We start from the raw sequence: 16,499 nt of genomic DNA on the forward strand, positions 1-16,499 counted from the left end.
TAGGGGCTGGTAATACATATCATGTTTTTGTAAAATGGAATGAGGATTCTGCTGATAAAAAGCTCTTTTCCTATTGTTTTCCTTTAGGATAGCATGCGTATTTATGATCAAAATTTCCCAAATTTACCCTATGCCTGATAGAATCAACCGTCCACATGAAGATACAGCCTCTAGCCTTACCATTGCCGGCCAAACGATAGAACCCGGACAGGAGCTGCTCATTGACCTCAACTTTGCCCGCCTGCCTTCCCGTACCGAGATTGTTATTCCCATTTCGGTAAGCCGGGCGCTTAAGCCTGGTCCTATCCTACTGCTCATGGCAGGCCTGCATGGCGATGAGATCAATGGCATTGAGATCGTCCGGCGCATCCGCGATCAGGGCTTCCATCGTCCTGCTAAAGGAACGGTCATCTGTATCCCCCTGCTGAATATCTTCGGCTTTGTACATTTTTCCCGCACCGTACCCGATGGAAAGGATGTAAATCGCTCATTTCCAGGCTCTAAGAATGGATCACTAGCCAGCAGGGTAGCCTATGTCCTGATGAAGGAGATTATCCCCCTGATTGACTATGGCATTGATTTCCATACCGGAGGTGCCAGCCGGGCCAATATCCCGCAGGTGCGCTGTAATTTTGAGAACCCGCTGAGCAAAGAGCTTGCCCTTGCTTTTGATGCTCCCTATACCCTCCATTCCAAACTGATCAAAGGCTCCCTGCGCCATGCGGCCGACAAGAAAGGCAAGAGCATCATTATTTATGAAGGAGGGGAGTCACTGCGCCTGAACGAAAGGGCGATACAGGCGGGCATCAATGGCACACGCAGGCTGATGAAACATGTGGGGATGCTCAGGACACATCCTAAAAGTGTCAACAAAAGCATTGTCATCCACAAGCGGAAATGGATCAGGGCCCGGCATGCCGGACTTTTCCACTCCCTGATCAAGCTGGGAGCTATTGTGAAGAAAGGAGAAAACATCGGCTTTATCACCGACCCTATTGGCGATTTCCAGATGTATGTAAAGTCTCCCGAACATGCGCATGTCATTGGGTTGAACAATAATCCGGTAATCAACCAGGGCGATGCCCTGCTCCATCTGGGGATTATTACGAAGTAGCTTTTAACCTCCCCTTTCTGAACCTATATCGCTTAGGTTAATAAAATAAATGCCACGTAAATTATTTTTATATTGCAAACATGAGAATACAATCTCTTGACATAAAAAACATTGGCCCCTTCAGAGAAGGGCACATAGAGTTTATCACTGAGAACGATAAACAGGAAAAACCTCCTGTGACCATTGTTACCGGAGAAAATGGTACAGGCAAAACTATCATTCTGGATGCTATCAGAGGTTTATTTCTCGGATATTACTCCCGTATAGAACGTGATATTGTAAGTAATGAAAATGATTTTGTTGTTGATGCCCAATTAATAATTGATCATAAAACTAAAGCACTTAAATCAGATAGTTTAAATAAAGATCGTAATAATGGATTTATTACTGATGATCTCAATTTTAATTTTTTACTTACTCATGGTGTAAATGATAAATCTAAATATCCAGGGTGGGTTATTGACTATTGGACTTCTAAACTAGCAACAGATGGGTTCGATCTTAAAAGCCTGACCGCTCCGAAACCTGAAAATTATCTTCTCAATGCTCTATCTGGGATTCACCAAAATGTAGAAGTCACTCAGCTCATTACATATTTTGATTATCTCAAGTCAAGCGACAATGATAATGAGAAGAAGATGGGTGAAGCCCTTTTTGAAGTATTAAAAAAAGTTATCAAGCTTAGCCTGAATAATGGAGAGTTTAAATACGTAGCACGTAAAACACTTACTCCTATCATAGAACAAAACGGTAAGGAAATCTCTTTAGACAAACTGAGCAGCGGAAATCTCTATCTGATACAGCACATGGTCTCTATGCTGGGAAAAATGTATTCGGCTAATGTATTAAGTGGTAAACCATTGAAAGAGCTTTGCCATACTCCGGGTCTTTTACTCATAGATGAAGCGGAAAACCATCTCCATCCCAAATGGCAGAAAACTTTCGTGAACAATATTCTGGAGGTATTTCCCAATCTTCAGATTATCCTTACTACCCACTCACCCTTTATTGTCGCTTCCGTTGAGAATTCCCGCATATATGTTTGTGAATCCAGGGAAGATCATGCAGAAATCGTAGATGAAACCGATGTTTATTCTAACAAACCAATTGATGAAATACTGCTTACCCCTCTCTTCAATACCCAACCATTCAACGAGAAAATCAGTGAACTGATTGATATGCGGAAGAAAGCTATTGAAGAGGGAGACAACAAAAAGAGGGATGAAATTGAGAAAAAGCTTAAAAGTATCAACCCACAATACTTCTCTTATTTTGATGTAGAGGATCTATTAAGTAACCTATCGGGCAAGTAACTCATGCGTTTTATTCAAAGACTTCCTAAACCTGAAATTCTGGAAAGAAAAGAAGATAGCTGGCGGGAACGCTTTGTAAATAGTGATAACCCAAGGCCTAGCAACAAGCAATATGCACATCAGCAAATCAGAGACACACTAAATACCATGAGCTTCCACAAGTGCTTCTATTGTGAAAGAAAGCTAAAAGATATCCCACAGGAAGTAGATCACTTTATTGAAGTAGCCGAAATAAGAGACCTAGCTTTTGACTGGGATAATCTTTATTTGTCCTGCGACAACTGTAACAATAAAATTGAAAATCTTCGTATTCCTGTTACTCAAGCCCTAGACCCTTGCCGAGATACTGATGAAATAATTCAAGAGCACATATCTTTTGAAGATGAAATTATAAGAACCAAAAATGGATCTCAATTAGGGTTAAGAACTATTCAAAAGTTCAAATTAAATAGCGATCAATTGGATAAAGTAAGACTAACCCAGATAAAGTATTTTGAACAACTTCTGAGTAAGATTTTAATAGCAATGCATCAGGAAGATAGAGGAATACATGAGCACGAAAAAGAAGCTCTACTAAGTTTTAAAAATCCAGATCGTCCTTTCTCTCTAATGTTTAAAGTTATGTTAGATAAATATTCTAACCTCTTAGCTTCGTAGCTGCAAATAGATCTCCCTCCCCTTTCTGAACCTATATCGCTTAGGGCTTCGTTAGTAGAAGTACACGTGTCGGAAAAAAATAGTGCTATTGTTATCATCTGTTTTTTATCCGCTATACCTTTACAAGCAAATTTTTTTATCGCATCAAAACAACATTCAGATATGTCAACAGGATTTTATAAAGTTCCTACCCCTACTAATGAGCCGGTATATGACTATGCCCCCGGCACTCCTGAAAGAGAAGCGCTACAGGCTACCCTCAAGGCCATAAAAGAGCAGCCGGTAGAGGTCCCACTATACATCGGCAGCGAACAGATCACTACCGGCAACAAAAAGAGACTTAGCTCTCCTCACAACCACCAGTTTACCCTTGGCCATTACCATGAAGGTGATGCCTCTCACGTGCAACAGGCCATTGACTCTGCCCTGAATGTGAAAGAAAGCTGGGAAAACATGCCCTGGGAGCATCGTGCCAGCATCTTTCTTAAAGCAGCGGAACTGATCTCCGGCCCTTACCGCTACCAGATGAATGCCGCCACCATGCTGGGACAGTCCAAAACCGCGCATCAGTCAGAGATTGATGCCGTATGTGAGTTGATAGACTTCCTCCGTTTTAATGTGCATTATATGACGGAAGTGTATGAGCAGCAGCCTCCTATCTCTTCCAAAGGACTATGGAACCGCCTGGAACATCGTCCGCTGGAAGGTTTTATCCTGGCGATTACGCCTTTTAACTTTACAGCCATCTCAGGTAATCTGCCTACCGCTCCTGCTATGATGGGGAATGTAGTGCTCTGGAAGCCTGCCGAAACGCAGGTCTATGCCGCTAACCTTCTCATGAAAATCTTCAGAGAAGCCGGCCTGCCTGATGGTGTCATCAACCTGATCAATATAGATGGTCCGGTAGTCGGAGATGTGGTATTTAAGCATAAAGACTTTGCCGGACTGCATTTTACCGGCAGCACCAAAGTATTCAAGCAGCTCTGGAAGACCATTGGTAACAATATTGACCTCTACCGCTCATACCCGCGCATTGTAGGAGAAACGGGGGGAAAAGATTTCATCATAGCTCATAAGACTGCCGATGCCAAAGCACTGGCTACCGCCATCACCCGCGGTGCTTTTGAGTTTCAGGGACAGAAGTGCTCTGCCGCATCTCGTGTCTATATCCCTAATAACCTGTGGGAGGAAGTAAAAGGCTATATACTGGAAGACCACAAAAACCTGAAGATGGGTGATGTGGAAGACTTCAGCAACTTTATGGGAGCAGTGATCAGCGAGACTGCCTTTGACAAAATCGCAGGTTACATTGATCACGCCCGCAAGGATGAGATGGCGGAGATCATCGCCGGAGGTGAATATGATAAGTCCAAAGGCTATTTCGTACAGCCTACCATCATACAGGCGCATGATCCTAAGTTCAAAACCATGGAAGAGGAGATCTTCGGCCCGGTAGTCACTATTTACGTATATCAGGCGGAACGCTTTGAAGAGACACTGGAACTGCTGGACCAGACTTCTCCTTACGCGCTGACAGGAGCGGTTTTCTCTCAGGACAGAATGGCGGTAGAGCTGGCAATACGCAAACTACGCCAGGCTGCGGGTAACTTCTATATCAACGATAAGCCTACCGGAGCGGTGGTCGGACAGCAACCTTTCGGAGGAGCCAGAGGTTCGGGTACCAACGATAAAGCAGGCGCTATGATCAACCTGCTGCGCTGGGTATCCCCTCGTACGATCAAAGAGAACTTCGTACCGCCTAAAGACTTCCGCTACCCTTATATGGGTAAAGACAAGTAATTACAGCGTGCTTTTACAGAGGTCTGGCAGGTTTGGAATCCTGCCAGACCTTTTTTTAGCTCAAAAAAATCCTGAGCACCTACATGATGCTCAGGATTAACACTACTAACTACCGATTATGAATTTGTTAAGAATAGTTATCCCTGGAATAGGTGATGAGCACAGATAAAGCCTCGCCCCCGCCTGCTTCATTGTCTCCACTGGTACTAAAGCCGGGACTGCTGGACTCTGCACTTACTACACCTACCACTCTTGGCCAGGGTTCATCTCCCCACCAGCCCCAGACCGGGCCACCGGAGTTGCCGGGAGTGATGTCAATGAAGGTTCCCATCACCAAACCTTCTTTGCCACTGGTAGAGAAGGAAGCGGTATTCCAGATGGAGCCGCCACCGGAGAAAGTAGGGCGCTGCGTACCGGTCAGGCTGGCTGGGTAACCGATCACCTGCCAGTAGTTACCGTTGTTCCAGGAAGATGAATATTTGCGATAACCGGTATAGCCGGTCAGGTCGCCCATATTACGGTCCAGAACTACTACTACATAGTCAAAAGCAGTTTCAAAGTCGGACAAGCCGCCAAGGGCTTTGTTCCAGTACACCACTCTGGTCCCCCAGGCAATGCCAAAAGGTGCAGAACCATTGTAGTAAGAAGGGGTAAATTTGATCCAGCCTACCGAATCGTCCTGCCAGTCTATGCAGTGTGAAGCGGTGAGCATCAGGTTTCTGCCGATCATCGTACCCGAGCACACGCCTGCCGGGGTTTCTACCCTGCCGGTAGTACACCAGGGAAAAGAGGTGTCATTAAACTCATAGCGCGTATCCGGAGGAAAAACATTGACGGGACGGTCTTCGCCATCTTTAGTATCAAAGCCAATCCGTCGGATTTCCTGCGGGGCAAATTTAATCCCCAGGTGTCCGGGGATAAAACCCTGGATTTCATCCTGTACATTGTCACCGAGCTTGTCTTTATTTAAGCCATCAAAAGCGATGGAAGGGGGCTGCACACTTTGCAGGTCAAAGTTTTTGGTAATGACAATATTGCCATTCTCCAACCGCTCAATATCTGCCTGGTTTTGCCCATTTTGCCAGATGCGATCAAGCTCAATTTTGACACCACCGGGCAAGCCTGTTTTAGCCTCTATGGCTTTGCGTTGGGTCACATCTTCATTCAAAGCAGGAAAGCCTTCCGGACTTACCGGAGCCAGCGCCCCTAACTTTTCTCGGGGAATCACGAATTCAATTTGTGTATATCCATCATCCCCCTTTTTAGCTTTTAAGGCTTCCAGTGTGTATTTGCCAATGAGACTTCTGGGTCCCGACAAAAGGTTAAGATAAACTTCCGGTGCATCTCCCTCAAATATCTCTTTGAAATCCTTGTCCTCATATTGCATAGCAAATTTGCCCTCTTTGTCTGTAATGCTACTGCCCAAAAGATCGTCATAAATCAGATCTTTGTCATAAGCCCGCACATAGATGCCCACTACTGGTAAGCCGGATTCTTTCTCGCTTACCTTTCCTGAAATTAAATACTGCATAATGATACACTGTTTAGGTTAAAAATGAATAATATGTAGAGGCAGGTAAGCGCTAAGTAGCTGAATTATACACTCCTGGAGCGCGTTTATAATGCACTCTTTAATTTAACGGCAGAACAGCACCCTGTCCCAGATGTTGTCATGCTGGGTTTCACCATTGGTAAGGTTCAGCTCCGCACTCAGGCGTATTTCGTAGGCACAGTTTTCCAGGTCACCAAAGCTGCCTAGGTAATGAGAAGTGCCGTGGGCCTCCTCTCCTGGCGTAGTAAATACGATAGGATCAAAGTTATTGGTAGCCCCTGGTCCACTGAAAGCCAGGCTCACATTGCCCAGATTAGGATTGGTTGCTGTATACTTCACCGTAATGGAGTCAGTGATATTACTACAACCGCCTCCGCTCACCAGCTCATCCAAATCCAAAGAGGCTATTCCCAATTCGCTCTGGGTGAGGCCGGGGGCCCATGAGCCGCCGTGAGGCACGTTCTGGTAAATGGTATTGAAGGTAGCAAGGGGTCGGGAAGTACCGGCCACCGCTTCGCTGGCGGCATTGCCTGCCTGCCGCTTGATCATGCGGATACTGAAGTAGCGGTTCTTTTGCAGGGGCGCTACCGTGGTGCTACTGTCTCCCGGCGTCAGCGTACTCATATTCACATTGCCCGAAGCCAGCTTACCGGAAATCAGGTTGATCAGGCGGCCAGTAAGGAACTGGGCGGTCTGGGGTACTACAATCCAGTTGCCATTAAAAGCCACATCTATCTGCCCTGCCTGTGCGTTAATGGCATAGATATCGGGATCATAATGAGGCGGTGGTGGTGAGGTCACAAACTTGGGCGTAAAGCCGATGATGGTGCCATTGGCAATATCGGTTTTAAGTACATCTTTCCAGGCAGCAGGGTTGGCAGGTATAGGATCAGTGGGGCTGGCCAGTTCGGTATACTGAAACTTATACTCCATCGGCTGACCGTTGAGCGTTTTCTCCAGTGTACCCAGCAGTCCCAGGGTGCTGAAGAAAGCCTGCTCATTCCAACTGGCAGCAGCTTTGTTGGCGGTACGTCCATCTGCCGGATTGATATTCAGTACGATATGGTATCTCCTCGCGTCGCCAATATGGAAGAATGATGAGACAGGCTCCCGCTGCCCTCCTTCTATACACAGGCGTACACACAGGCAGTTATCCACGTTCTCCCGGCCAGGCTTGCGGGCTACGGAAGGATCTTCTTCGTGGAAGATGGAGCCGCCCAGGGCAAACTTAAAGTAAATGTCCGGCCCGTTGCCCAGCGGAAAGATGGGCGTCTCTATATTAATAAAAGGAGATAAGAAAGTCTTTTTGAAATCTTTGGAGCGGTAGAAGATGCAGAACTTGCCCGAGGCATCGGTGATGGCGCTGCCTAAAGTATCATCGCTGATCACATCATCGTCCATGGCGATCACCTCCACTCCTGCCTGTGGCTGCCCGGATTCACAATCCAGCAGTGTACCGCAGATCACCCAGATATCCAGGCGGCGCAATAGGGCACACCACCATTTGCGGGAGAGGGTATAGTTCCACTGGCCCAGCAGGCCTTCATTGGTTTCTTTCCAGCGGGCTTGTATCACATCCAGAGTAGCCTGAAAGGCTTTGTAGTTGCGGGGCTTGTCGGTATCCTCCTGTCCGTAGTCGGGGATTTCGGGATAGTAGACATCCACTTCTACCGCTTCGCCTTTGTACTTTTTTTTGTCACCGTCAATCTCAAAGCTATAGTTGCCCTGCGCATCGGTAGTAGTCTCGGCCAGCAGTCGTTTCTGCTTGGCTTTGATGTCTTTCTCTTCCAGAAACTGAAAAACCTCTTTGGCCTGGGCGGCAACCAGGCGGGTAGCGTCTTTGGCCTCAAAACGATACAGTCTTACAACGCTGCGGCTGAGGGGCAGCTTTCGGTCGTCGCATATTGTGGCATAGATGCGACCTCTCAATACATACTTCATGGTCGTTAGGGTTAATCTCCGAAGCCATCCCGGCCTTTTGCCAGGACAGCCTTCCGGAGTTTGGGTTAATGATGTTGTGCGTATTAGTATGAGAGGAAGGAAGAATGTAACCTCAAGAGAGAACTAATCGCTCGCATTCGTTTGTAGGGGGGAGAAATTATAAACGGAAGGTGAGGATTACAGCCCTGAGCTAGGATGAAACATACCCTCCTCCCATTGTAGAGGATTATGCTGAATATACTGCCTGATTCTCTCCAATGACCGATCATCACGAATGATATGGTCATGAAACCGGGATTGCCAGGAAAATTCATATCCCTGTCTTCTGCATTGGTAGGAAACCTTCCCTTTGTACCACCGCATCATTTTCCCAATGGTATCCACTGGCATTTCCATAGGGTTATTGAGGATGCCGGATTTTGTAGGAACGTGATTAATCGCGCGGCGAACCGTCACGTTCCTACGGATTTCCGTTTCACCATTAATCACCAAAATCATATGAATATGATTTGGCCCGGCATGGAATGCATGACCACCCACGAACCCAAAACCGTATTCTGAAATTGTTCAGGAATCATCAACAGATTGTCTTTGGCAATCGTACCTGCCTCTGACAAATGCATGTTACCTTCATATATATGACCAAAATAATGTATCCGATCTTTGGTGCAGATGGTAATAAAATATTTCCCCACCTGCGAATAATCGTAGCCCGGAAGGCGGTATTGTTTGTGTTGTTTGTAGGTCATGCGCAGGAATTTAACGGTTCGCCTGGTCAGCCACGCCGTGCGATAAATTAAATTCTTACAGAAATCATGCGATAGGCATTAGCCTGGGCTTAGCTGTATCTTCTTTGAGGGTTTATCTTTTTCTTGCTTAGCGGAATTAAAGTCTATGACAGTTGCAGACTTTCATTTACCTGTGAGTTTCAGTGGCAATGCGCCAGGTAATTACCCCCGATACGGAACTGAAACCAGAGAGAAGAGTGTATCAGAAGGCTAATGATTCTGTTCTCCTGCTTTGACCAGAAATTTTTGTATAAGAGTATCTGAGAGCCTGAAATTAGTTTGCTTTATTTTTTCTATTATAGGCAATACTGTAGGAATCAAACCTTTGTTTTTTGCGGCTAATATTACTCCCAAAGAACCTGTAATTTCAATACCAAGAGCTTTAGCTACTCTTCTTCCTTTTAGTTCATCAATAATAAGTAGACTATTAGGATACTCTTTTGTTAAAGCTATAGCACTCGCTTCTCCTGGATCAAGTGCATTTTTAAGACTAGCAGGTAAGCTTGTCTTAAGTGAATATATATCAATCCACTCAGGAATAGGACGATTAAACTCCTTAGCTACAACTTCGGTTATTCCTATCTTGCCATATACTTTTTCTAACAAATCTAGTTCTCCTAGTTTGTAAAATAGAATCAAGCAACTAGCATCAGAGACTATGATCTTCTGCATTCTTTACATCTTCATCCAGATCTTCAGGATCGTAATTAAATAAAGACACACCATAATCCCCTAAAAGCTCCATAAAGTGCTCTTTGCTATGATTGGTCATATCGGCAGCCTGACCCAAAGTAAGTTTACCCATTTCATACAGTTTAGCAGCCAAGGCTATTTTGACCTCTTTCTCTTCCATATCCATCGTATCCGGCAAATCTATGATAAGCTGTTTCATGTGTTTAATTTATATCTTTTTTAACGTAATTGAAACGCGGTAGATGTGTATAATATAAATAAGCAAATCAATATCCCTCAATCCATATTAAACAATAATACCATGAACAAAGAGGATATCTTACAAAAGTTGAGGGATAGCAAGCCTTTCTTAACCCAACAGTTTGGTATTGAAAGCCTGGGCTTATTTGGTAGTTATGCTACTGAGCAGGCTACTACCGAAAGTGATATAGACCTTTTTTATATACCCCAGGAAGGTATTAGCGTAGGTTACACCCAAAGGGTTTTACTAGAAGAATACCTGACTCAATTACTGTAAAACCCTAAAATTGATTTGATCAATTTTAGGTATATGAATCCTATTTTAAAGAGAAGTAGGGAGAAGAGTGTGATTTATGTTTAATGCTTTTCGCTTATTAATATAAATTCTTAACGAGGCAAAAAGCTTCTGCTGCATTCTGACAGTTGCAAACTTAAGCTAGAGGGATATGACAAGAACAAGCACATTACCCTTATAATTTTTATTAAATTTGTGTTATAAAATATTAATAATATGCTTGAAGACATTGATTTAGGAAGCTTAATTGCTAAAGTTTTAATTAATCATGGTCTAAAAAATGTTTTTACGTTATCAGAGAATGAAAAGGAAGATCAGCTATTTGAAAAAGTATTGCTAAATACATCTAAGCAATTAGACAGATATTATAATTCTTCCGTTTTTGGTGGAAATGCTTATGATTTTTTAAAAATTCCCGATGTCAAAAATGAATTAAAGCAGATACTATTACCTCTTTCTGATCTAGATACTATAATATTAGAAGATCATATTGACTTTACTTCTTTACCTGATGACTTTATTGAAAAACTTAGAGAACTTTTAATTCATGAATTATTAAAAGAACCTTTATTCCGTAATAAACTTATACAAGTATTTCAGGCTTACCAACTTGATAACCTACAGCAAGACACTGAAAAGATTGGAATTACTTCATCAGAAGGTTTAAAAAATTTTAAAAAAGATTGAAGAACAAATAACTCCTAAAACCAATCATCCTTCTAAAAAAAGTTACCCGAAAGTAGAAAACTACATTCACAGAAGTGTAGCTAGTATAGATGAAATAGAAAAGCCTCCATACGCAAGACAAATACATTCACTTTATGAAGCATTGATCCAAAGTAAAAAGATTACACTTCTAGGGTTTGCTGGAAGTGGTAAGAGTATTGAGCTTGAACATTTAGCACATACAACTTCATCTAAAGACTCTTATTTTTACCCCTTAAAGATCTCGCTAAATACTTATAAAGGTGAAAAAATTGAGGAATTACTTGATAAGGAATATGATGGTTGGAGTAATATACCACCTAATCAAACCCTATTGATTTTTGATGGACTTGATGAAGTCAATAGTAAATATTTTGACGATGCTGTTCTAAGCTTGAATAGTTTTGTCAAATACTTTCCCGATACCTATATTCTGATATCATGTCGCAATAATTTCTACACGACAGAAAAAGAAAATTTTAGTGCTAAGTTAAGTGATTTCAAAACTTTCTACATTCTAAACTTGTCTGCATCAGACATTGACTTACACCTTACAACTTATTACGCTCAAATAAAAAAATCCTTTTTAAAGGAAATTACAAGACAGAAACTAGGTGAGATTATACTCAACCCTTTTTTCTTTAAGTTATTGATAGAGATATACTTATATCAAACAATTCTTCCTGCAAACAAAACCGAAATTTTTGAACTAGCTATTGAAGCGTGCTTTAAGTTAGATAAAGCTAAGTATGAAAATACAGGTGTCTCAATAAAAGAAAATGAAGTTGTATTAACAAAGACAATTCAGAAGATAGCACTGATTATGGACTATTTAGGAAGGAGCTATCTTGAAGAAAAAGAGTTGCAACAACTAATTACTGATAAAAGCCTCCGTGATTTATTAAAATATAGTTTTCTATTCAATAAAAAAGATAGCGAAATTGTTAAGTGGGAATTTGAGCATAATAACTTCAGAGAGTATTTAGCTGCCAAAGAGTTAATAAAATTAACTTTTCAAAATATTAAAGCACTGACATCTTATGATTCAAATTACGAAAAAATAAAACCTTTTTGGCTAAATACACTTTCCTTTACTTTTCAACTGTTGGATGCTTCTTCAGAGAAATTCAAAATGCTTCTTGAATGGATGTGTAATAGTGAACCATCTGTATTGGTTAGGTTTGAAAAAGATAAGATAGACTTAAGTAGAAGGGAGCAAATTATCAAATTAATATATCAAGAAAGCGAAGTAAAGGGAGTTATCCTTCCATATATCAACTTTGAATATTCGGATTTAATAACCTTCGTGGATGAAAGCCATGAAATCTTAAAGTATTTACTTAGTAAGCTCAGGATGTCCTCTACTAATGTAGATTTAAACAGAGCAGTACGTCTTCTCTCAGAATTTAAAGTATCAAAAATCCAAGATTATGTAGATGAGATAGAAAACCTATTAGTAGAAAAATTGCTTAGTGGTCATTTCAGTCATGCAACTTATTTAACAGTATTCTATTCATTGTCAAAAATTAATACGAGAGATGAAAAGATTACTTACAAACTCATTAAAGAGTTTGATTTTAAATCTAGCAAATACACAAGAGCTGGTATGTATAAGTATTTAACCTCTACTAATTACCATGAGCTATACATTAATGTATATTTAGAAGGCATTGAAATTTTAAATATGGAAAGCAATAATAATTCACTTAGTACAATTGAGGATGAAAATGTTACATTAGCCGATGAATCTTTTCAACTATTAAGGGGGCTTGAACAATCCACTTCATTTGATGCTGTCAATAGACTAATTGATTATATCTCCAAATTTAAGGAAGTATATCTTTCTGAAGTCAGATTAAATGATCTCCTTAGAATTGCACTTAAAAATGCAACTACTTTACACCAAAAAGGTCAAGAACTTTATTCAAAAGTAATTCAGCTTTTGGAGACTATAGAAGAAAGAGCTAGTAAGGAGAACATAGAACCATTTAATTGCTTTTTTAAGAACACTAATACAACTATTGATGCATTTCTTCACTTTTACAGACAGTATATAATAGACTCAGATAATGATTTTGAGCATGTCCAGATGATGTCTTTATTAGCCAATGATGAATGTTGTGACTATGTAGTTGAACAATATATAAAAGGGGTCTTGAAGGATACTCTTATTACTGACTTTAGACATCTGCTTAGTTATATGAATAAACCTATGCATGATTATTTCTATAAGGAAATTAATGCAGCTTCAGGAAATAAATTTGTTTACGTGCAGAAACCTTCATTTGAAGAGATAAAGAGAGAAAAAAGTTATCATGACTTAGATTTAATTCTTGATCATTCATCTTTTCAAGCAGAAGTTAATCAGGTCTTTTTAAAGTTGAAGAAAGATGAATTAAACCAAAGAGATCTCACCAATTATCAACATAATAGATTGGGATTAGGAGAGATTCACCATGAAATCATAATTCGCTTTTTAATGAATGAAGCTGGAAAAGCTACTATTACAAAAGAAAGAACAGATAAAATCCTCAATGATCATGAAAGATGGACATGGTTACAAATTCATACTCTGATTAGATATGATATTGACAATGGATATGTTTCTTTAAGAGATAAAGATATTTCTATTATTCAGCAGTGGTGTGAAATAAATTTAACTTTAGCCAACTTTGATGATGCGATTGTTGAAAACCCGGAGGGTGGCGTAAGCTACAGATATAGAGAGGTATTTTTAGCTTATTGTGCTCAAAGGTTTGACTTCCCCTTTTTAGAGGATTCTTTGTTAGATATGCTAAAAATATATTGCAATCTGATTCCATCTAGAAATAAAACTGATGAACGTGAAAACCTTTCGTTAGTTAAATACTTAGTTGATAAATTTGGAGTTGAAAAAGTTAAAGAGAGAGTTTTAGCTAATCTGAAAGCTGGTATTGGCGTGAAAGCTGTTCTTCAAAGACATTTTAAGATTTGTGACAACTACAATTTTTCCGAGGCTTTACCTTATATGAAAAAAGAGATATTTTCTAAATTTTTAAAAGATTACCAAAAGAAAGAATTACTTAGATACTATTTCTCTTTAGGAGGTGATCCCTATGAATTTGAAGGGGCTATTGGTTTAATTGATAGTGAAATTAAACAGAACCTAATAGATCACCTTATCAAATTAAAGGTTCCTTTTGTTGAGGACTATTTAATTCAAAATATCACATCTGCTTCAGAAGAAGCATCACTATATTACTCTAAAAAGCTTCTTGAAATCGGAAACTTTACTGGGTTAGATTACCTTAACAGATGGGTTTTCACTCACAGAAAATATCCATCACTTCATATCTCCAATGAAATGCTATTGAAAATTAAAGACAACAGATTGCTTCCTACTCTGATTACTATGTATGAAGCACCTTATAAACTTAGTTTTGAAGTGGATGATTTATATAGGGTAGATTCTGCACTATTGGAAGTAATAAAGGAGTTAGGCTCTCAAAATGAAGCTAACTATGGCAAAGTTAAGTCTACGATGTTAAGGTTTATTCAGGACTATGATCTAAGATTTTTCTACTACCAAATGGACGAACTTGAACAGAGGTTTTATTCAAAACTTGGTAGCAATAAAGATTTCAGCGATGCTTTACTTTATTATGAAATGTTAGATTAATAGGAAATAATATTTTCTCAGTCTCTCGGCTAGGGCGCCCCCGGCCCCCGCCGAGTGATCAGTTCATCTGGCCGGAGGCAGATTAAGTTTAACCATACAGAAATAGATTTGATAGATATTCCACACTGCTCCGGCAGCCCGGTCGCAAGATGCGAGCGTGTGGTACGGCGTAATTTGGGAGTTTTGCAGTGTATGATGCTTTTGCCTAACTGGTTTGTACACCCCGCATAAGCCACATGCAGGTCCATGCATTGGTAATCGTATAGGGTTGCACTAAGCGTATTTTAACTATTGCGCAGGCTGCGAAATGAAAAAGCGGAAGCTACGAAATCAGATTGCGGACTGTGCGAAATGCTTATTCGGAAGCTGCGGATGGGGAGCAACTAAGAGGGTGAATGTAAGTGTCTGAGCGAAGCTCGGTGCTGTTGCCTACCCGGCAGCGCACTTCCACCAGGTAAGTACCGGCGGGCATATCCTCAGGCATCATGAAGAGTAGCTCGCCGGGGAAGTTGGTCACCAGCTGGCTTACCTTCCATACTGTATTGTTTGCTGCTTTCAGAAAGATGCCTTCATCCTCCTGCTCAGGATTGATTTTCAGATGGCTGCCTGTAAGGCGAACCGGTATGCCGGGCAGAAAGCTATGTGCTGGAAGCTGGGAGTCAAAGTGCTTAAAGTCCTCTATGTAAGGTTGGGGGCAGGAACGCTCCTGCCGATAGGCTTTTTCTCCCTGGAGCAGCTTGCGGAGGCGCTTACCGGGGCTGGCATTCAGGCAGACCTTATGGCGCTTAGGGTCAAAACGATCGTCCGCACCCCTGAACTTCCCTTTGATGCTGGCCTCCAGCTTTACCAAAGAAGTGTGTATGCTATAGCCATCTCTGAGCAGGTATTCCAGCGCTACCGTATATTCTTCCAGTACCGCCATCACCTCCGAGCGGGTGAGCCCGTTATTGCGCAACATCATCATGTCCAGCACCTCCTTATCACCGGCACAGCTATGATGCACCACCCGGGCTACCAGTTCTTCTTGGTGCTTCCTGAAAGGATTGCGATAGAGCGCAAAACGAATGGGCATGGCTTTTCTTTTTCTACTAAAATAGCCAGCAGCAGCTCACTAAACCCGCTCTAATTCAGGTATTTATTACTTGAGGAAGAGTTTATTAGAAAAGTATCCTGTTCAGATTACTACCTTAACTTTAAAAGATAGCTCAGGACGATAAAAGAATCTATATGTTTTAAAATTCGTTATCTTGAAGCATAAATGAATGGCTTATGAGTACTAAAGAAAAAATCAAGCAGGCGCTGGACACTTTAAGTGAAAAAGACCTGGAAAAGGTAGAGCAACTGGTAGAAGCGCTAAAGAGCAAAAAAGGCCGCCGGACAAAGTATTTAAAGTTAAGAGATTTCGGAGGAAAATTTGATCATGTCAACATCAGAGACATTGCCTATGAGTAAAGCTATCCTATTTGATACCAATGTGCTGGTTTATGCGAAAGATCAACCTTCCTCTTTTCATGATACAGCAGTGCAATTTTTAGATAATAACGAGGGAGAGATATATACTATTTCAAAAAATTTATCACTTTTGGCCCAACCCTAAACCTCAAGCAGGTCTAAACAAGATTCCTTTCGCGGCCGGCTAGGCTGAAGGACAATGGAGAGAACTGTCATCCAACACTGCGTGTCGCGAATGGAACTTTTAAGTGAAGTGCACTAAGTTTAGGTATTAAAACGACACTTCGTTAG

15 protein-coding genes are annotated in these 16,499 nt (G+C 41.3%); 8 read left to right on the forward strand and 7 right to left on the reverse strand.

Going from position 1 to position 16,499, the window contains the following annotated elements; all coding sequences use genetic code 11:
* Positions 1-130: 130 nt before the first annotated feature.
* From OKW21_RS26665 to pruA, 4 genes are all read left to right on the forward strand, one after another.
* Positions 131-1,114, forward strand: coding sequence for a succinylglutamate desuccinylase/aspartoacylase family protein (locus tag OKW21_RS26665; RefSeq protein ID WP_277485642.1), 984 nt, complete (start codon positions 131-133; stop codon positions 1,112-1,114).
* An 80-nt stretch (positions 1,115-1,194) separates the two neighbouring features.
* Positions 1,195-2,427, forward strand: coding sequence for an AAA family ATPase (locus OKW21_RS26670; protein WP_277485645.1), 1,233 nt, complete (start codon positions 1,195-1,197; stop codon positions 2,425-2,427).
* A gap of 3 nt (positions 2,428-2,430) precedes the next feature.
* A complete protein-coding gene (locus tag OKW21_RS26675; protein WP_277485648.1) occupies positions 2,431-3,084 on the forward strand; it encodes an HNH endonuclease in 654 nt (217 codons plus the stop codon).
* Positions 3,085-3,246: 162 nt separating this feature from the next.
* Entirely contained in the window at positions 3,247-4,884 is a 1,638-nt protein-coding gene (gene pruA, locus OKW21_RS26680; protein ID WP_277485651.1) for an L-glutamate gamma-semialdehyde dehydrogenase, read from the forward strand.
* Positions 4,885-5,011: 127 nt separating this feature from the next.
* Here the strand turns inward: pruA and OKW21_RS26685 are convergent, their stop codons facing one another.
* From OKW21_RS26685 to OKW21_RS26710, 6 genes are all read right to left on the reverse strand, one after another.
* The gene (locus OKW21_RS26685; protein WP_277485653.1) at positions 5,012-6,415 is read right to left on the reverse strand and encodes a trypsin-like serine protease; all 1,404 of its coding nucleotides are present in this window, start codon (positions 6,413-6,415) and stop codon (positions 5,012-5,014) included.
* A gap of 105 nt (positions 6,416-6,520) precedes the next feature.
* Positions 6,521-8,377, reverse strand: a complete 1,857-nt coding sequence (locus OKW21_RS26690) for a transthyretin-like family protein (protein WP_277485655.1) — start codon at positions 8,375-8,377, stop codon at positions 6,521-6,523.
* Between the two features lie 177 nt (positions 8,378-8,554).
* The gene (locus OKW21_RS26695; RefSeq protein ID WP_277485657.1) at positions 8,555-8,875 is read right to left on the reverse strand and encodes a transposase; all 321 of its coding nucleotides are present in this window, start codon (positions 8,873-8,875) and stop codon (positions 8,555-8,557) included.
* A complete protein-coding gene (locus tag OKW21_RS26700) occupies positions 8,872-9,126 on the reverse strand; it encodes a hypothetical protein (RefSeq protein WP_277485659.1) in 255 nt (84 codons plus the stop codon). Before OKW21_RS26700 ends, OKW21_RS26695 begins: the two co-directional genes overlap by 4 nt.
* 249 nt (positions 9,127-9,375) lie before the next feature.
* Complete coding sequence (locus OKW21_RS26705) at positions 9,376-9,771, reverse strand: PIN domain-containing protein (protein ID WP_277485660.1); 396 nt, start codon at positions 9,769-9,771, stop codon at positions 9,376-9,378.
* Between the two features lie 43 nt (positions 9,772-9,814).
* Complete coding sequence (locus OKW21_RS26710; protein ID WP_277485661.1) at positions 9,815-10,057, reverse strand: UPF0175 family protein; 243 nt, start codon at positions 10,055-10,057, stop codon at positions 9,815-9,817.
* 102 nt (positions 10,058-10,159) lie between these two features.
* On the opposite strand from OKW21_RS26710, the gene OKW21_RS26715 reads away from it, so the two are divergent.
* From OKW21_RS26715 to OKW21_RS26725, 3 genes are all read left to right on the forward strand, one after another.
* Positions 10,160-10,375 carry a nucleotidyltransferase family protein gene (locus OKW21_RS26715; RefSeq protein ID WP_277485664.1) on the forward strand — a complete coding sequence of 72 codons (216 nt, stop codon included), beginning with the start codon at positions 10,160-10,162 and terminating at the stop codon, positions 10,373-10,375.
* Positions 10,376-10,609: 234 nt separating this feature from the next.
* Positions 10,610-11,080: a hypothetical protein gene (locus OKW21_RS26720; protein WP_277485666.1), complete on the forward strand. Its 471-nt coding sequence runs from the start codon at positions 10,610-10,612 to the stop codon at positions 11,078-11,080.
* Positions 11,081-11,222: 142 nt separating this feature from the next.
* Positions 11,223-14,756: an NACHT domain-containing protein gene (locus tag OKW21_RS26725; protein ID WP_277485667.1), complete on the forward strand. Its 3,534-nt coding sequence runs from the start codon at positions 11,223-11,225 to the stop codon at positions 14,754-14,756.
* Positions 14,757-15,111: 355 nt separating this feature from the next.
* Here the strand turns inward: OKW21_RS26725 and OKW21_RS26730 are convergent, their stop codons facing one another.
* Entirely contained in the window at positions 15,112-15,828 is a 717-nt protein-coding gene (locus OKW21_RS26730; RefSeq protein ID WP_277485669.1) for an HU family DNA-binding protein, read from the reverse strand.
* Positions 15,829-16,025: 197 nt separating this feature from the next.
* Between OKW21_RS26730 and OKW21_RS26735 the strand changes: the two genes are divergently transcribed.
* Positions 16,026-16,208: a hypothetical protein gene (locus OKW21_RS26735; RefSeq protein WP_277485672.1), complete on the forward strand. Its 183-nt coding sequence runs from the start codon at positions 16,026-16,028 to the stop codon at positions 16,206-16,208.
* Positions 16,209-16,499 lie beyond the last annotated feature (291 nt).

Source organism: Catalinimonas alkaloidigena (assembly GCF_029504655.1).
GTDB lineage: Bacteria > Bacteroidota > Bacteroidia > Cytophagales > Cyclobacteriaceae > Catalinimonas > Catalinimonas alkaloidigena.

Coding starts and splice junctions, on each gene's coding strand:
- OKW21_RS26665 (WP_277485642.1), top strand. CDS start 131: ATGCCTGATAGAATCAACCGTCCACATGAAGATACAGCCTCTAGCCTT.
- OKW21_RS26670 (WP_277485645.1), top strand. CDS start 1,195: ATGAGAATACAATCTCTTGACATAAAAAACATTGGCCCCTTCAGAGAA.
- OKW21_RS26675 (WP_277485648.1), top strand. CDS start 2,431: ATGCGTTTTATTCAAAGACTTCCTAAACCTGAAATTCTGGAAAGAAAA.
- pruA (WP_277485651.1), top strand. CDS start 3,247: ATGTCAACAGGATTTTATAAAGTTCCTACCCCTACTAATGAGCCGGTA.
- OKW21_RS26685 (WP_277485653.1), bottom strand. CDS start 6,415: ATGCAGTATTTAATTTCAGGAAAGGTAAGCGAGAAAGAATCCGGCTTA.
- OKW21_RS26690 (WP_277485655.1), bottom strand. CDS start 8,377: ATGAAGTATGTATTGAGAGGTCGCATCTATGCCACAATATGCGACGAC.
- OKW21_RS26695 (WP_277485657.1), bottom strand. CDS start 8,875: ATGATTTTGGTGATTAATGGTGAAACGGAAATCCGTAGGAACGTGACG.
- OKW21_RS26700 (WP_277485659.1), bottom strand. CDS start 9,126: ATGACCTACAAACAACACAAACAATACCGCCTTCCGGGCTACGATTAT.
- OKW21_RS26710 (WP_277485661.1), bottom strand. CDS start 10,057: ATGAAACAGCTTATCATAGATTTGCCGGATACGATGGATATGGAAGAG.
- OKW21_RS26715 (WP_277485664.1), top strand. CDS start 10,160: ATGAACAAAGAGGATATCTTACAAAAGTTGAGGGATAGCAAGCCTTTC.
- OKW21_RS26720 (WP_277485666.1), top strand. CDS start 10,610: ATGCTTGAAGACATTGATTTAGGAAGCTTAATTGCTAAAGTTTTAATT.
- OKW21_RS26730 (WP_277485669.1), bottom strand. CDS start 15,828: ATGCCCATTCGTTTTGCGCTCTATCGCAATCCTTTCAGGAAGCACCAA.
- OKW21_RS26735 (WP_277485672.1), top strand. CDS start 16,026: ATGAGTACTAAAGAAAAAATCAAGCAGGCGCTGGACACTTTAAGTGAA.